This window comes from Microbacterium capsulatum (assembly GCF_030865425.1).
In the GTDB taxonomy this organism is placed as follows: domain Bacteria; phylum Actinomycetota; class Actinomycetes; order Actinomycetales; family Microbacteriaceae; genus Microbacterium; species Microbacterium capsulatum.
Genome location: NZ_JAVFCB010000009.1, coordinates 156,447 through 171,050 on the forward strand (window position 1 = coordinate 156,447; position 14,604 = coordinate 171,050).

A 14,604-nucleotide genomic window follows, 5' to 3' on the forward strand; every position below is an offset into this window, starting at 1 on the left:
CCCGCGGTCCTCGCTTTCCCAGGAAAAATTCATCGGACGAATCCGCTCCGGCGTGCGATAATCTTCGAAAAGATGTTTCCGAGATGCGGATAATTCGCAGTCTCGAGCGCGAAAGGGTCCCCGCATGGGCGCAGAGGCTTCCACCGGCGTCAAGTCGGTCTCCCGCGTGTTCGATCTCCTCGAACTCATCGCCGATGCGGGCGGTGACGCCACCCTCAGCCAGCTCGCCGCGGCGGCCGGACTCCCGCTGCCGACCATCCACCGCTTGCTGCGCACGCTCGTCGGGCACGGCTACGCGCGCCAGCTCGCGAACCGCCGCTACGCGCTCGGCCCGAAGCTCGTCCGCCTCGGAGAGGTCGCCAACCGCCAGTTCGGGCTCATCGCGAAGGTCCAGCTGCAGGGGCTCGTCGACCGCCTCGGCGAGACCGCGAACCTCGCCACGATCGACGGCGACCGCGTCGTCTACATCTCCCAGGTCCCGTCGCCGCACGCGATGCGCATGTTCACCGAGGTCGGCGGGCGGGCCCGACTGCACTCGACCGGCGTCGGCAAGGCGATCCTCGCCCAGCTCTCCGACGACGAGGTCCGTGACATCGCCGCGCGGGCCGGCCTCCCCCGCGCCACGGCGCGCTCCCTCGGATCCATCGAGACCCTGCTCGCCGACCTCGCGATCTGCCGCGAGCGCGGCTACGCGATCGACGACGAGGAGCAGGAGCTCGGCGTGCGCTGCTTCGCGATGCCCGTGCCGGATATGCCCGTGCTCACCGCCGTGTCGGTGTCCGGCCCGATGTCGCGCGTGAGCGAGGAGTTCGCGGACCTCGCGATCCCGATGCTGCGCGACGCCGCCGCCGACATCTCCGCCGCGGCCAGCGCGGCCTGACCGGGCGATCACCGGCCCCGCGGATCCGATCCGCGACTTCCGTCATGCGGACGTAAGGATCCGTGCAGCGAAATTCCCTCTTGCGGCTCGTCTCGGCCCCGGGTTATCCTGACTGCACAGCCTAGGCGGGTTACGACAGTGAACCATCTACCGGGCAACCACGGCGATGTCGCCGCGGATCACGCCCGGGTTCCACGCCCGACCTCCTGATCTTCGCGCATCGCCCTTTGAACGGGCGTCGCTTCCGGGGCGCCCTCGATGAGGAGGTGCCCCTTGCTCGACCGCATCCAGGACTACCGCGAGTGCTTCGCCGAGCCCGGGCGCTGGGCGATCGCGACGATCGCCGAGGTATCCGGTTCCGTGCCCCGGCCGGCCGGCACGTCGATGGCCGTGCGCGACGACGGCCGCACGATCGGGTCCGTCTCCGGCGGCTGCGTCGAGGGGGCGGTGGTCGGCGCCGCGCTGACCTGCCTCGAGACCGGCGAGGCCGCGCTGCACTCCTTCGGCTACGCGGACGACGACGGCCTGTCGGTCGGCCTGATGTGCGGCGGCGATGTGCGCGTGCTCGTGCAGCCGCTCGCGCAGATCACCGCGGCAGATGAGCTGCTGCGGGCCGACGCCGGCCTGGCGATGGTCCGCGAGCTGCCGCTCGCCGACGCCGGCCGGAACGGCGGGATCGTGGCCGGGGCCGCGCCGCTCCCCGCGGATGCGCTGTGCGCGGTGATCGACGCCGCTGCCGGGATCCCCGCCGCGCTGGCGCTGGAGATCGGCTCGGCGCGGGATCGGGTCGCGGCGGCCGTGCGTGCCGGCGGCGCGCACATCGTCGAGATCACCGACCGCAGCGCGCCCGAGTGCGCCGTCGTGCGCCGGCTGCTCGTGGAGTCGACGACGACCCCGGCCCGGCTCATCATCTACGGCGCGAACGACTTCTCCGCCGCGCTCGCGCACGCCGCCGCGGTACTCGGGCGACACGTCACGGTGTGCGACGCCCGGCCGGTGTTCGCCACCCGCGACCGGCACCCCGGCGCGCACGAGGTCGTGCTGCGGCACCCCGCCGAGCACTTCGCCGACGAGCTCGCGGCCGGTCGCATCGACGGCCGCACCGCGATCGTGCTGCTCACCCACGACCCGCGCTTCGACCTGCCCGTGCTCGAGAGCGCGCTGCGGCTCGACCTCGCCTACGTCGGGGCGATGGGCTCGCGCAGCACGCACGAGAAGCGGGCGCAGGAGCTCCGCGCCGGCGGGCTGCCCGCCGACCGCCTGGCGCTGCTGCACTCCCCGATCGGCCTCGACCTCGGCGCCCGCACGCCGGCCGAGGTCGCCGTCTCGATCCTCGCCGAGCTGATCCTCGCCGAGAGCACCACCCGGGCCGCGCTCGCGCCCCGGCCCCTGGAGGCTTTCGAAGAAGCCCGCACGGTCCCGCCGCGGTTGTGCGACACCGCCGGCGACGTGCACGATCCGCGCCGCATCTGCGCGCCGGATCACCCCCTCGATCCGGATCCGGCCCTCACGGACCTCTTCCCGGATCCGGATCGAGGCCTCCTGACCGCCGCGACGACGGGAGCCGGATCGTGGATGTGACCAGCGTCGACGAGGTGCGCCTGTGCGCCGACCCCGCCGAGTGGCGCCCGGGCGACTCCTGGCTGGCCGGGGGCACCGTGCTCTACTCCTACGGCACCGACATCACCCGCGGTGCCCCGACCCGGCTGCTGGACATCACGGCCGCCGGCTGGGAGCCGTTCGCCTGGCGCGCCGTGGACGGCGGGTTCGGTCTGGAGATCGCGGCGACCTGCCGGATCGCCGACCTCTACGCCCTGCCCGCGCGTCCGGATCTGCCCGCACCGCGCGCCGAGCTGCCCGGGCTGGACATCGTGACCCGCGCCTGCGACGCGTTCGTGGCGTCGTGGAAGATCTGGCACGTCTCGACGGTCGGCGGCAACGTCGCGACCGCGCTGCCCGCCGGCCCGATGATCTCGCTGCTGTCGGCGTGGGACGCGACGGCGCTGATCCTGCGCCCCGACGGCACCCGGCGCACGGTCCCGGTCGCGGAGCTCGTGCTCGCCCCCGCCCGGACGGGTCTCGGCGACGGCGAGCTGATCCGCAGCTTCCACGTGCCCGCGCGGAGCCTGCGCGAGACCGCGGCGTTCCGGCGGATCTCGCTCACCGAGCGCGGCCGTTCGGCGGCGCTGCTCGTCGGCCGGCGCACGTCGGACACGTCGGTGCGGCTGACCGTCACCGCGTCGACGTCCCGCCCGGTCCAGCTCGACCTCGCCGTCCCGGGGACGGATCCGCACGCGATCCCCGCCGACGGCGCCGCCTGGCGGGGCGCGATCGACGCGGCCGTGGACGGCTGGTACGACGACATCCACGGGGATCCGTCCTGGCGGCGGCTGATGACGCACCGGCTGGGCGACGAGATCCTCGCCGAGCTGCTGCCCGGGCTCGCCACGGGCGTGGACGACGCGATCGGTCGCGTCAGCGGCGACCTGTCTTCGGGGTCGTTGAGCGAGCACCGCGCAGCGGAGCGAGACGAAACGGGGCGAACCAGAGGAGACCACGTTTCGTCTCGGTCGCCTTCGGCGTCCTCGCTCAACGACCCCACATCCACCGCCCCCTACGCGATCGACGACGACAGGAGCACGCGATGACCGACCACACGATCGCCACCGTCGACGGCCGATCCATCCCCGTCGACTCCGCGCCGGGGCAGTGCCTGCGCACCTGGCTGCGCGATCAGGGATCGTACGGTGTGAAGAAGGGATGCGACGGCGGCGACTGCGGCGCATGCACCGTCCTCGTCGACGGCGAGCCCGTGCACAGCTGCGTCTATCCGGCGCACCGCGCGGCGGGGCGCGACATCGTCACGGTGCAGGGCCTGGGCACCCCGGAGGATCCGCACCCCGTGCAGGAGCGGTTCCGCCAGGCGGCCGGGTTCCAGTGCGGCTTCTGCACGGCCGGCATGGTGTGCACGGTCGCCGGCATGAAGGACGGCATGGCGGACGACCTCGACCGGACGCTCAAGGGCAACATCTGCCGCTGCACGGGCTACCGCGCCATCGAGGACGCCGTGCACGGCCGCGTCAACATCGACGACCGCGCCGGCGGCGTGGGCAGCCGCACCGGCGCACCCGCCGCCGTCGGCGTCGTCACGGGCACCGTCCGCTACACGATGGACATCGATCCGGACGAGCTGCCCGCCCCTCTTCTCCACGCCGCCGTCGTGCGCAGCCCGCACCCGCATGCCCGCGTGATCCGCGTCGACGCGACCCGCGCGCTGGCAGCGCGGGGCGTCGTGCACGTGCTGACCCGCGAGGACGCCCCGCGCGCCCTCTTCTCCACCGCGCAGCACGAGCTCGAGGAGGACGACCCCTACGACACCCAGGTGTTCGACGAGTACGTGCGGTTCATCGGACAGCGGGTGGCCCTCGTGATCGCCGACTCGCAGCGGAACGCGGATCGCGCCGCGCGCCTCGTCGACGTCGAGTACGAGATCCTGCCGTTCAACCTCGACCCCGAGCGCGCCGACCACCCCGACGTGGTCGCCCTGCACGGCCCGGCCTCGCCGAGCGGACGCGTCGCGGATCCGCTCCGCGGGCCGCGCGGGATCGCCCGCGCCGAGGCCAACGTCGTCATGGAGATGGACTCCGAGGTCGGGGATCTGGCGGCCGAGCTCGCCGCGTCCGACATCGTCGAGGAGCGCGAGTTCCACACGCACCGGGTCTCGCACACCGCTCTCGAAACGCACGGATCCATCGCCTGGCGCGACGCCGACGGACGGTACGTCGTGCGCAGCAGCACGCAGGTGCCGTTCCTCGTGCGACGGACGCTCGCACGGGTGTTCGGCCTGGACCGTGAGGATCTGCGCGTGTATGCGGCGCGGGTCGGGGGCGGCTTCGGCGGCAAGCAGGAGGTGCTCACCGAGGACCTCGCGCTGCTCGCCGCGATCGCCACCGGGCAGCCGGTGCGCGTCGAGTTCTCCCGCAAGGAGGTGCTGACCGCGACGACCGTGCGGCACCCGTTCCGGATCCGGGTGCGGATGGGCGCGACTCGCGACGGCGTACTCACCGGCATCGGCGTGGACGTGCGCTCGAACACCGGCGCGTACGGCAACCACGGCCCCGGCGTGATGTTCCACGGCGTCGGCGAGTCGATCGCGGTGTACCGCGCGGCGGCGAAGAAGATCCACGCCGACGTCGTCTACACGAACACCGTGCCGTCGGGCGCGTTCCGCGGCTACGGGCTCAGCCAGATGATCTTCGCGATCGAGTCGACGGTCGACGAGATCGCCCGCCGGCTCGGCCTGGATCCTCTCGACGTGCGCCGCCGCAACATCATCGGCGCCGCAGACGCGATGATCGCCTCGCACGAGGAGCCCGACCTCGTCATCGGCAGCTACGGGCTCGACGAGTGCGTGCAGATCGTGCGCGACGGCCTCGCCGTCGACCGCGCGGCCGATCAGGCGGGGCTCGAGCCCGGGTGGCGGATCGGGGAGGGATCCGCGATCGCGATGATCGCGACCGTCCCGCCGCGCGGCCACCACTCGCACACCCGGATCCGGCTCGACGACGACGGCGGCTTCACGCTCGACGTCGGCACGGCCGAGTTCGGCAACGGCACCTCGACCGTGCACCAGCAGATCGCGGCGACCGTGCTGAAGACCACGACGCGGCGGGTGCGGCTGCGCCAGTCGGACTCGGATCTCGTGGAGCACGACACCGGCGCGTTCGGGTCGACGGGCACGGTCGTCGCGGGCCGGGCGACGGCGGCCGCCGCGACCGAGCTCGCCGCGCGCATCGTGGCGAAGGCCGCGGCGGTGCTGGGCCGCCCGAGCGCGGATGCCGTGATCGTCGGCGACCGGGTGATGCACGGCGAGCTCTCGATCGGGCTGGCCGCGCTCGCCGCCCGCGCCCGCGAGGACGGCGAACCGCTCGAGGCCGCCGGCTACTGGGGCGGCACGCCGCGCTCCGTCGCGTTCAACGTGCAGGGCTTTCGGATCGCGATCAACGAGGGCACCGGCGAACTGCGGATCCTGCGCTCGCTGCACGCCGCCGACGCGGGCGTCGTCGTCAACCCGGAGCAGTGCCGCGGGCAGATCGAGGGCGGCGTCGTGCAGGCGATCGGAGCCGCGCTGCACGAGATCGTCCGCGTGGACGAGCGCGGCGTGGTGACCTCCGACATCCTGCGGCAGTACCACGTGCCCACGTTCGCCGACGCCCCGCGCACCGAGGTGACGTTCGCCCAGACCTCGGACGTGCTCGGCCCGCTCGGCGCGAAGTCGATGAGCGAGTCGCCGTACAACCCGGTCGCACCGGCGCTCGCGTCCGCGATCCGCGACGCGATCGGGATCCGGATGTCCCGCACGCCCTTCACCCGCGACGCGATCCACGCCGCGATCGTGGAGCGCGACGCGGCGGCCGCGGAGATGCCCGCGGCGATGCCGGCGGCGCTGCCGGAATTCGCCGAGGTCGGCCGATGAACGCCCGGCACGCGATCGTGCTCGCCGCCGGCCGCGGGTCCCGGCTCGGCCGCGGACCCAAGGCGCTGCTGCCGTGGGGAGACGAGGTCCTCGCGACCCGGGCCGCACGGGCGGCGCTGGGCGCGGGCTGCTCGGTCACGGTCGCAGTGGGTCCGGGCGCCCGGATCGCGCGGCGACGGCTGCGCGAACGCTGCCCGGCGGCGCACGTCGTCGCGGTGCACGACGCCGCGCTGGGGATGTCCGCCTCGCTGCGGGCTGCGGTCCTGCCGCTCATCGCGACCGGCGTCTCGCCCGAGGCCGTGATCGTGCTGCTCGTGGATCAGCCGGGCGTCGGATCCGCGGTGATCCGCGAGCTGTTCCGCGCGCACGTGCCGGGCCGGGTCACCCGCGCCGTGTGGGCGGGCGTCCCCGGCAACCCGATCCTGTTCGACACCGGCCACCTGCTCTCCGCCGCCGCGCGCGCCGAGGGCGACGCGGGAGCCCGGGCCTGGATCCGGATGCATCCCGACCTGGTCGACGACGTCGAGTGCGGGAATCTCGGCCGCGGCGACGACATCGACACCCCGGAAGACCTGCTCGCCTGGAACGATCCGGACACCTCGCGTGCGCCTTCGTGCGGGACCGCCCTGCACCCCTTGCCCTGACCCTGCCCACGCGGCACGATCGAGAGTGTCGCCAGACCGAGGAGATCACATGACTGACACCGCCGTCACCGTGAACGGGGAGCGCCGCGCGCTCGCCGGCGTCCCCACCCATACGACCGCCCTGGACTGGCTCCGCGACGGCGGGCTCTCCGGCAGCAAGGAGGGCTGCGCCGAGGGCGAGTGCGGCGCCTGCGCGATGCTGCTCGCGACACCCGGCCCGGACGGCGGCACGGCCTGGACCCCGGTCAACGCCTGCCTCGTGCCGGTCTACGCGCTGGACGGTCAGGAGGTCGTCACCGCGGAGGGCCTCGGCGGCGTCGAGGATCTGCACCCCGTGCAGGAGAAGCTCGCGGAGGCGGGCGGATCGCAGTGCGGGTACTGCACGCCCGGCTTCGCCTGCAGCATGGCGGCGGAGTACTACCGGGCGGACCGGACCCCTGTCGCTGAGTCCGCCGACGCGTCGACCGGCTCAGCGACCGGGGAGCCCTGCCCGGTCCACGACCCGGAGCACGGCCCGAACGGCTTCGATCTGCACGCCCTGAGCGGCAACCTCTGCCGCTGCACCGGCTACCGTCCGATCCGCGACGCCGCCTATGCGCTCGGCGCGCCCGAGGCCGACGACCCGCTGCAGCAGCGTCTCGCCGAGCCTGCCCCCGCCCCGGTCCCCACCGATGCCGTGGTCGACGGGGCGCGCTTCATCCGCCCGGCGACCCTCGCCGAGGCCCTGCGGATCCTGCACGACGAGCCGGACGCGCTGCTCGTCGCCGGATCCACTGACTGGGGCGTGGAGGTGAACATCCGCGGCCGCCGCGCCCCGCTCGTGGTCGCGATCGAGCAGCTCGACGAGCTGCGCGCGCTCACGGTCGGCGACACGGTCGTCGAGATCGGCGCGGCCCTGTCGCTCTCCGAGGTCGAGAAGGGCCTGGGCGGGCGGATCCCCCTGCTCGCGGAGCTGTTCCCGCAGTTCGCCTCGCGGCTGATCCGCAACCGCGGCACGTTCGGCGGCAACCTCGGCACCGGCTCCCCGATCGGCGACACCCCGCCCGCGCTGCTCGCCCTGCGCGCGAGCGTCGTCCTGGCCTCGGTGAGCGGGGAGCGCGAGGTCGACCTCGCCGAGTACTTCACCGGCTATCGGCAGACCGTGAAGCGCCCCGACGAGCTGATCAAGACGATCCGGATCCCGCTGCCGCTCGCGACCACGACCGCCTTCCACAAGATCGCCAAGCGCCGCTTCGACGACATCTCCAGCGTCGCCGTCGCATTCGCTCTGGACATCGAGGACGGGATCGTCACCGCCGCGACCATCGGCCTGGGCGGCGTCGCCGCGACCCCGCTGCGCGCCCGCGCCACGGAGGCCGCCCTGGTCGGCAGCCCCTGGCACATCGACACCGTGCGCGCCGCCGCGGAGATCCTCCGCGGCGAGGGCACTCCGATGTCCGACCACCGGGCGAGCGCGGAGTACCGCTCGCTCATGCTCAACACCGCGCTGCTGAAACTGCACAGCGCGACAGCGAACCAGAACGACAAGAAGGAGGTGTCGGCATGAGCACTCTCGCCGACCGTCCGGAGAACCCCGTCGTCGGCCTGCCGGCCGCGCACGAGAGCGCGGCGCTGCACGTCACCGGCGCCGCGATGTACACCGACGACCTCGTCGGCCAGATGGCCGGCGTGCTGACCGCGTGGCCGGTGCAGTCCACGAACGCGCACGCGAAGGTGCGGATCGACGTGTCCGGCGCCTATGACGTGCCGGGGGTCGTGCGCGTCCTCACCGCCGACGACGTGCCCGGCCTCAACGACGCCGGCATCCGCAACGACGAACCGCTCTTCCCGTCCGAGGCCATGTTCTACGGCCACGCGCTGGTGTGGGTGCTCGGCGAGACGCAGGAGGCCGCACGCCTCGGCGCCGAGCGGGTGCAGGTCGAGTACGAGCCGCTGCCGTCGATCGTCACCGTGCAGGACGCGCTGGACGCCGGATCCTTCCAGGGCACCCCGCGCACCGTCCTGCGCGGGGACGCGGCCGTAGGCCTCGCCGCCTCGGCGCACGTCTTCGAGGGCGTGACCGAGTTCGGCGGGCAGGAGCACTTCTACCTCGAGACGCACGCGTCGCTCGCGATCCGCGACTCCGAGGGCCAGTACTTCATCCAGTGCTCGACGCAACACCCCTCCGAGACGCAGGAGCTCGTCGCGCACGTGCTCGGGATCCACTCCAACGAGGTCACCGTGCAGTGCCTGCGCATGGGCGGCGGCTTCGGCGGCAAGGAGATGCAGCCGCACGGGTTCGCCGCGATCGCGGCCCTCGGCGCCAAGCTCACCGGCCGCCCGGTGCGGCTGCGGCTGAACCGCACGCAGGACATCACGATGACCGGCAAGCGGCACCCCTTCCACATCGCGTGGAAGGTCGGCTTCTCCCGGGAAGGGTTGCTGCAGGCGCTCGACGCCGTGCTCACCTGCGACGGCGGCTGGTCGATCGATCTGTCCGAGCCGGTGCTGGGGCGCGCGCTCTGCCACCTGGACAACTCCTACTGGATCCCGAACGTGCGCGCGTACGGGCAGATCGCGAAGACGAACAAGCAGTCGAACACCGCCTACCGCGGCTTCGGCGGCCCGCAGGGCGTCTTCCTCATCGAGGACATCCTCGGACGCGTCGCGCCCCTGCTCGGGATCGACCCGATCGACCTGCGCCACCGCAACTTCTACAAGCCGGGGCAGACCACCCCCTATGGGCAGGTCGTGAAGGACGCCGAGCGGCTCGAGACGATCTGGGGCCAGCTCAGCGGCGAGGCCGACGTGGCCGCGCGGCGTGCGGAGATCGCGGAGTTCAACGCCGGGAGCCCGCACGTGAAGCGCGCGCTGTCGATGACGCCGATCAAGTTCGGCATCTCGTTCAACTTCGCCGCGTTCAACCAGGCCGGCGCCCTCGTGCACGTCTACAAGGACGGCTCGATCCTGATCAACCACGGCGGCACCGAGATGGGCCAGGGCCTGCACACGAAGATGCTGCAGGTCGCCGCGACCGCGCTCGGGGTGGAACTGCACCAGGTGCGGCTCGCGCCGACCCGCACCGACAAGGTGCCGAACACGTCGGCCACCGCGGCGTCGTCGGGCGCCGACCTCAACGGCGGCGCGGTGAAGAACGCGTGCGAGCAGATCCGCGACCGGATGGCGAAGGTCGCGGGCCGTCTGCTCGGCGTCGACGAGCGCGACGTGCGCTTCGGCGGCGGGTTCGTGACCGCGCTCGGCGCGCCGGTCAAGCGGGTGTCGTTCGCCGAGGTCGCCCAGGCCGCCTACCTGCAGCGCGTGCAGCTGTTCGCGGCGGGCTACTACCGCACCGAGGGCCTGCACTGGAACCCGGAGATCATGCAGGGATCCCCGTTCAAGTACTTCGCGTACGGGGCCGCGGCGACCGAGGTCGAGGTGGACGAGTTCACCGGCGCCTACAGGGTGCGCCGCGTCGACATCGTGCACGACGTGGGCGACTCGCTCTCGCCGATGCTCGACATCGGCCAGATCGAGGGCGCGTACGTGCAGGGCGTCGGCTGGCTGACGCTCGAGGAGCTGCGCTGGGATGAGAGCGACGGCCCGAACCGCGGCCGTCTGCAGACCCAGTCGGCGTCGACGTACAAGCTGCCGAGCTTCTCCGAGATGCCCGAGGAGTTCCACGTGCGACTGTTCGAGAACGCCCGCGAGGAGGGCGCCGTCTACGGCTCCAAGGCCGTGGGCGAGCCGCCGTTCATGCTCGCGTTCAGCGCCCGCGAGGCGCTCCGCGACGCCGTGGCGGCGTTCGGCCCGGCCGGTCACTCGGTCGAGCTGGGCTCGCCGGCGACCCCGGAGGCCGTGTTCTGGGCGGTGCGCGCCGCGCAGGAGGCGGCCGTCGCGGCCGGTGCGGGGACGGTCGACGGACGTACGCTCGTCGCCACCGCCGGCGACTGATGCACCGCACCCCGGGGCCGTTGAGCGAGGACGGCGAAGCCGACCGAGACGAAACGCCGCCCCCGCAGCGCGACCGCGTTTCGTCTCGGTCGCCTGACGGCGTCCTCGCTCAACGACCCCTGATCTTCAAGGTCTGACCATGGACTGGCTCGACGCTCTGCAGGAGCTCCGATCGCGGCGGATCCCCGCCGTGATCGTGACCCTGGCGACCGTGCGCGGCCACGCCCCGCGCAACGGCGGAGCGAAGATGGTCGTCTCCCCCGACGCGCTGCACGGCACGGTCGGGGGAGGCAACCTCGAGCAGACGGCGATCGAGCAGGCGCGGCGGATGCTCGCGGACGGATCCGCCGAGCCCGAGCTGCTCACGCTGACACTCAGCGACAAGGCGGTCACCGAGTACGGGGTGCAGTGCTGCGGAGGAGAGGTCACCATGCTGCTCGAGCCGATCCGGGTCGTCCCGGCCGTCGCGATCTTCGGCCTCGGCCACGTGGGCCTCGAGCTCGCGCGGATCCTCGCCCGGCACGAGATCGAGCTGACCCTCGTCGACTCCCGCGCCGAGATGCTGGATCCGTCACGCCTCGGCGTTCCGGGCGAGCGGGGGATCCTCGGCGACGCGGTGGCGCAGGTCCGCGTCGTGCACGCCCCGGTGCCCGAGGCGGCGCTCGTCGAACTCACCCCGGGTGCGCACGTGCTGGTGATGACGCACGACCACGTCGAGGACCTCGCGATCGTCGACCTGGCCCTGCGGACCGAGGGGATCGGATCCATCGGCCTGATCGGATCCGCCTCGAAGTGGGCCCGGTTCCGGAAGAAGCTGCACGAGCTCGGTCAGACCGACGAGGACCTCGCCCGCGTGACGACCCCGATCGGCATCCCCGAGGTCCCGGGCAAGCAGCCCGCCGCGATCGCGGTGAGCGTGGCCGCGCGGATCCTGCAGCTGATCGACGAGGCGGCGCCGGCCGGGTCCTGAGCGGCCCGACGGGTCTCACCGACTCCTGAGGCTCGCAGGGCCCTGCCCGGGGGACGGCCCACGTCGGGGAAGGCACAGAGTGTTCATCCGGAGTTCTCCGGCGACGTCACCGAGACCTGGTTGGGTTGCGGTGTGCTCCGCGACCGGCGCGGGCAGAACAGGAGTGTCATGATCCCCCGCATCCGAACCCGCCGCGCGGCGGGTGTGGCGCTCGCGACCGCAACGGCGGCGGCCTTGCTGCTGTCGTCGGCCCTTCCGGCATCGGCGGCGCCGGCCACGGACACCAAGACCCCGATCAAGCACGTGGTCGTGATCTTCCAGGAGAACGTCTCCTTCGACCACTACTTCGGCACCTACCCGAACGCCGCGAACACCGACGGCACGCCCTTCCAGGCCGCAGCCGGCACTCCGGCCGTCAATGGCCTGACCCCCGCGCTCCTGACCAGCAACCCGAACCTGGCCAACCCGCAGCGACTCGGCGGAACCGCTCAGCAGGTCACCTGCGATCAGGATCACGAGTACACCGAAGAGCAGAAGGCCTTCAGCGCCAGCGCGATGGACAAGTTCGTCCAGTTCACGAACGTCAGCTCCGGCACCTCGTGCAAGGCGCCGACCTACGGGCCCTCGGGCCTCGTCATGGACTACTACGACGGCAACTCGGTGACCGGCCTGTGGAACTACGCGCAGCGGTTCGCGATGAGCGACAACTCGTACGGCACGACCTTCGGCCCGTCCACGCCGGGCGCGCTCAACCTCGTGTCCGGACAGACCTACGGCGTCGCCAAGACGGCCATGCCCGGAGGCAAGCCTTTCCCCGAGGGCGAAGTCCTCGACAACGCCGGCCCCGCCGGGCTCGGCACCGTCATCGGCGACCCGCAGCCGATGTACGACGACTGCTCCACGCGCGACACCGCGGCGATGGACTCGAAGAACAAGAACATCGGCGACCTGCTGAACGACAAGGGCGTCACCTGGGGCTTCTTCCAGGGCGGCTTCGCGCCGTCGTCCCGCAAGGCCGACGGGACGGCCGTCTGCGGCACGGTCCACAACGTCGGCGCGGCCCTCGGCGGAACCGGCAAGACCGGGGCTCTGCCGTACGGCACGAAGGGCGACTACATCGCCCACCACGAGCCGTTCCAGTACTACGCGTCGACCTCCAACCCGCACCACCTGCCGCCGTCCTCGGTCGCCATGATCGGCAAGACCGACCAGGCCAACCACCAGTACGACCTGAGCGATTTCTGGAACGCGGTCTCGGCGAACAACCTGCCCGCGGTCAGCTACCTGAAGGCGCCGGGCTACCAGGACGGCCACGCCGGCTACTCCGACCCGATCGACGAGCAGAACTTCGTGGTCGACACGGTCAACCGGCTGCAGCAGTCGCCCGACTGGGCCAGCACCGCGGTGGTCATCGCCTACGACGACTCGGACGGCTGGTACGACCACCAGGCGTCGTCGATCATCAACGGCTCGAGCTCGAGCTTCGACGCGTTCAACGCGGCCGGCCTCTGCGCGAGCGCCGGACAGAGCACCGCTGCGATGGCGGACCAGCAGGGCAAGTGCGGCCACGGCCCGCGGCTCCCGCTCATCGTGGTCTCCCCGTACGCGAAGCAGAACTTCGTCGACCACACCGAAACGGACCAGTCCTCGATCCTGCGATTCATCGAGGACAACTGGCACACCGGCCGTATCGCGCAGGGATCCTTCGACGTCAAGGCCGGATCGCTGTCGAACCTGTTCGACTTCGGCAACCCGCAGACCGCGACGCTGATGCTCGACCCGCAGACGGGCGCCAAGAAGTAGCCGCTCTCGTCTGATCCCATCACAGGAGGCTCGGGCCGCGAGGCCCGGGCCTCTTATGATCCGCGAGCGGACCGTCGCGCTCGGGAATCATCGCCGCGATTCCGCGCGCCCGCCGTCACGCCCGGCTGACGCATCACGCGATACGACCCCGAGCCCCGCCCGAGCGGCACGGAATCGGGATCAGCAACACGGCCTAGCTTGCCGGGTCGTACGCGAAGGCGCGCAGCTCCTGCGCGCATCGGCAGGCCGTCGCGATCTTCGCCGCCCATACCACCGCGTCCTCATACGACGGCAGTTCGAGCACGGTGTAACCGCCCTCGATCTGCGCCGTCTGCGAGTAGGTGCCCGCCGTCACGGATCCGTCGGCGCCGACCCTCACCGGCGGGATGCTCTCGTCGATGCCGCCGCCGAACACCCAGACTCCGGCGTCCTTCGCATCCTGCACCACCGCATGCGCGGCAGCCACGATCACCGGGAACTCCTCCTCGGTGAAGACCATCGCGCTGCTCGGGAACGAGATCAGGTACTTCGTCATCGTGCACGCCCTTTCTCCTCCGACTCATCCTTTCTCTGCGCAGCGGTGCGGGCAACGGGTGGCGCGTGCGCGTCTTGCCCCTCACCCCGCGAATCAGCGCGCCGCGGATCCTGATCTCGGAAAGATGGAAAGTGCTGCTCTCGCGTCTCTGCGAGCCGCATTTTCCATCTCCGCAGGAACCAACCCCCACCCCAGAGATGGAAAACGCCGCCCCGGGGGCGTATCCGGCAGCACTTTCCATCTTCAGGGCAACGTGTCCGCCCCACCCGAGTCGCCGAATCCGCCCGCCACTCCTGCCACCGTTCGCTGGTCGCGACACGCCCTGCTCAACCAATTTTGAGGGCTTGTCGCGACCAGCGAATCGAT

General features: G+C 72.0%; 10 protein-coding genes. 9 read left to right on the forward strand and 1 reads right to left on the reverse strand.

What is annotated here, in order from left to right; genetic code table 11:
* The first annotated feature begins 124 nt into the window (after positions 1 to 124).
* From RBR11_RS15335 to RBR11_RS15375, 9 genes are all read left to right on the forward strand, one after another.
* Positions 125 to 880, forward strand: a complete 756-nt coding sequence (locus RBR11_RS15335) for an IclR family transcriptional regulator (protein WP_308490245.1) — start codon at positions 125 to 127, stop codon at positions 878 to 880.
* A 273-nt stretch (positions 881 to 1,153) separates the two neighbouring features.
* Entirely contained in the window at positions 1,154 to 2,461 is a 1,308-nt protein-coding gene (locus RBR11_RS15340; RefSeq protein ID WP_308490246.1) for an XdhC family protein, read from the forward strand.
* Positions 2,452 to 3,528: an FAD binding domain-containing protein gene (locus tag RBR11_RS15345; RefSeq protein ID WP_308490247.1), complete on the forward strand. Its 1,077-nt coding sequence runs from the start codon at positions 2,452 to 2,454 to the stop codon at positions 3,526 to 3,528. The genes RBR11_RS15340 and RBR11_RS15345 overlap by 10 nt, the downstream gene beginning before the upstream one ends.
* Positions 3,525 to 6,356 carry a molybdopterin-dependent oxidoreductase gene (locus tag RBR11_RS15350; RefSeq protein ID WP_308490248.1) on the forward strand — a complete coding sequence of 944 codons (2,832 nt, stop codon included), beginning with the start codon at positions 3,525 to 3,527 and terminating at the stop codon, positions 6,354 to 6,356. Before RBR11_RS15345 ends, RBR11_RS15350 begins: the two co-directional genes overlap by 4 nt.
* Complete coding sequence (locus RBR11_RS15355; RefSeq protein ID WP_308490249.1) at positions 6,353 to 7,000, forward strand: nucleotidyltransferase family protein; 648 nt, start codon at positions 6,353 to 6,355, stop codon at positions 6,998 to 7,000. Before RBR11_RS15350 ends, RBR11_RS15355 begins: the two co-directional genes overlap by 4 nt.
* A 49-nt stretch (positions 7,001 to 7,049) precedes the next feature.
* Positions 7,050 to 8,546 (forward strand): xanthine dehydrogenase small subunit, encoded by a 1,497-nt coding sequence (locus RBR11_RS15360; protein ID WP_308490250.1) that lies wholly within the window; start codon positions 7,050 to 7,052, stop codon positions 8,544 to 8,546.
* Positions 8,543 to 10,930 (forward strand): xanthine dehydrogenase molybdopterin binding subunit, encoded by a 2,388-nt coding sequence (gene xdhB / locus RBR11_RS15365; protein WP_308490251.1) that lies wholly within the window; start codon positions 8,543 to 8,545, stop codon positions 10,928 to 10,930. Before RBR11_RS15360 ends, xdhB begins: the two co-directional genes overlap by 4 nt.
* 139 nt (positions 10,931 to 11,069) lie before the next feature.
* On the forward strand, positions 11,070 to 11,900 hold the full coding sequence (gene xdhC, locus RBR11_RS15370; protein ID WP_308490252.1) for a xanthine dehydrogenase accessory protein XdhC: 831 nt from the start codon (positions 11,070 to 11,072) through the stop codon (positions 11,898 to 11,900).
* Positions 11,901 to 12,068: 168 nt separating this feature from the next.
* Positions 12,069 to 13,703, forward strand: coding sequence for a phospholipase C (locus RBR11_RS15375; protein ID WP_308490253.1), 1,635 nt, complete (start codon positions 12,069 to 12,071; stop codon positions 13,701 to 13,703).
* 193 nt (positions 13,704 to 13,896) lie between these two features.
* Here RBR11_RS15375 and RBR11_RS15380 read toward each other — a convergent pair whose 3' ends face one another.
* Positions 13,897 to 14,238 carry a YciI family protein gene (locus RBR11_RS15380; protein WP_308490254.1) on the reverse strand — a complete coding sequence of 114 codons (342 nt, stop codon included), beginning with the start codon at positions 14,236 to 14,238 and terminating at the stop codon, positions 13,897 to 13,899.
* Positions 14,239 to 14,604 lie beyond the last annotated feature (366 nt).

What these genes read in the sequence shown, in the direction of transcription:
- xdhC (WP_308490252.1), top strand. Translation starts at nt 11,070, where the DNA reads ATGGACTGGCTCGACGCTCTGCAGGAGCTCCGATCGCGGCGGATCCCC.
- RBR11_RS15335 (WP_308490245.1), top strand. Translation starts at nt 125, where the DNA reads ATGGGCGCAGAGGCTTCCACCGGCGTCAAGTCGGTCTCCCGCGTGTTC.
- xdhB (WP_308490251.1), top strand. Translation starts at nt 8,543, where the DNA reads ATGAGCACTCTCGCCGACCGTCCGGAGAACCCCGTCGTCGGCCTGCCG.
- RBR11_RS15360 (WP_308490250.1), top strand. Translation starts at nt 7,050, where the DNA reads ATGACTGACACCGCCGTCACCGTGAACGGGGAGCGCCGCGCGCTCGCC.
- RBR11_RS15355 (WP_308490249.1), top strand. Translation starts at nt 6,353, where the DNA reads ATGAACGCCCGGCACGCGATCGTGCTCGCCGCCGGCCGCGGGTCCCGG.
- RBR11_RS15375 (WP_308490253.1), top strand. Translation starts at nt 12,069, where the DNA reads ATGATCCCCCGCATCCGAACCCGCCGCGCGGCGGGTGTGGCGCTCGCG.
- RBR11_RS15350 (WP_308490248.1), top strand. Translation starts at nt 3,525, where the DNA reads ATGACCGACCACACGATCGCCACCGTCGACGGCCGATCCATCCCCGTC.
- RBR11_RS15380 (WP_308490254.1), bottom strand. Translation starts at nt 14,238, where the DNA reads ATGACGAAGTACCTGATCTCGTTCCCGAGCAGCGCGATGGTCTTCACC.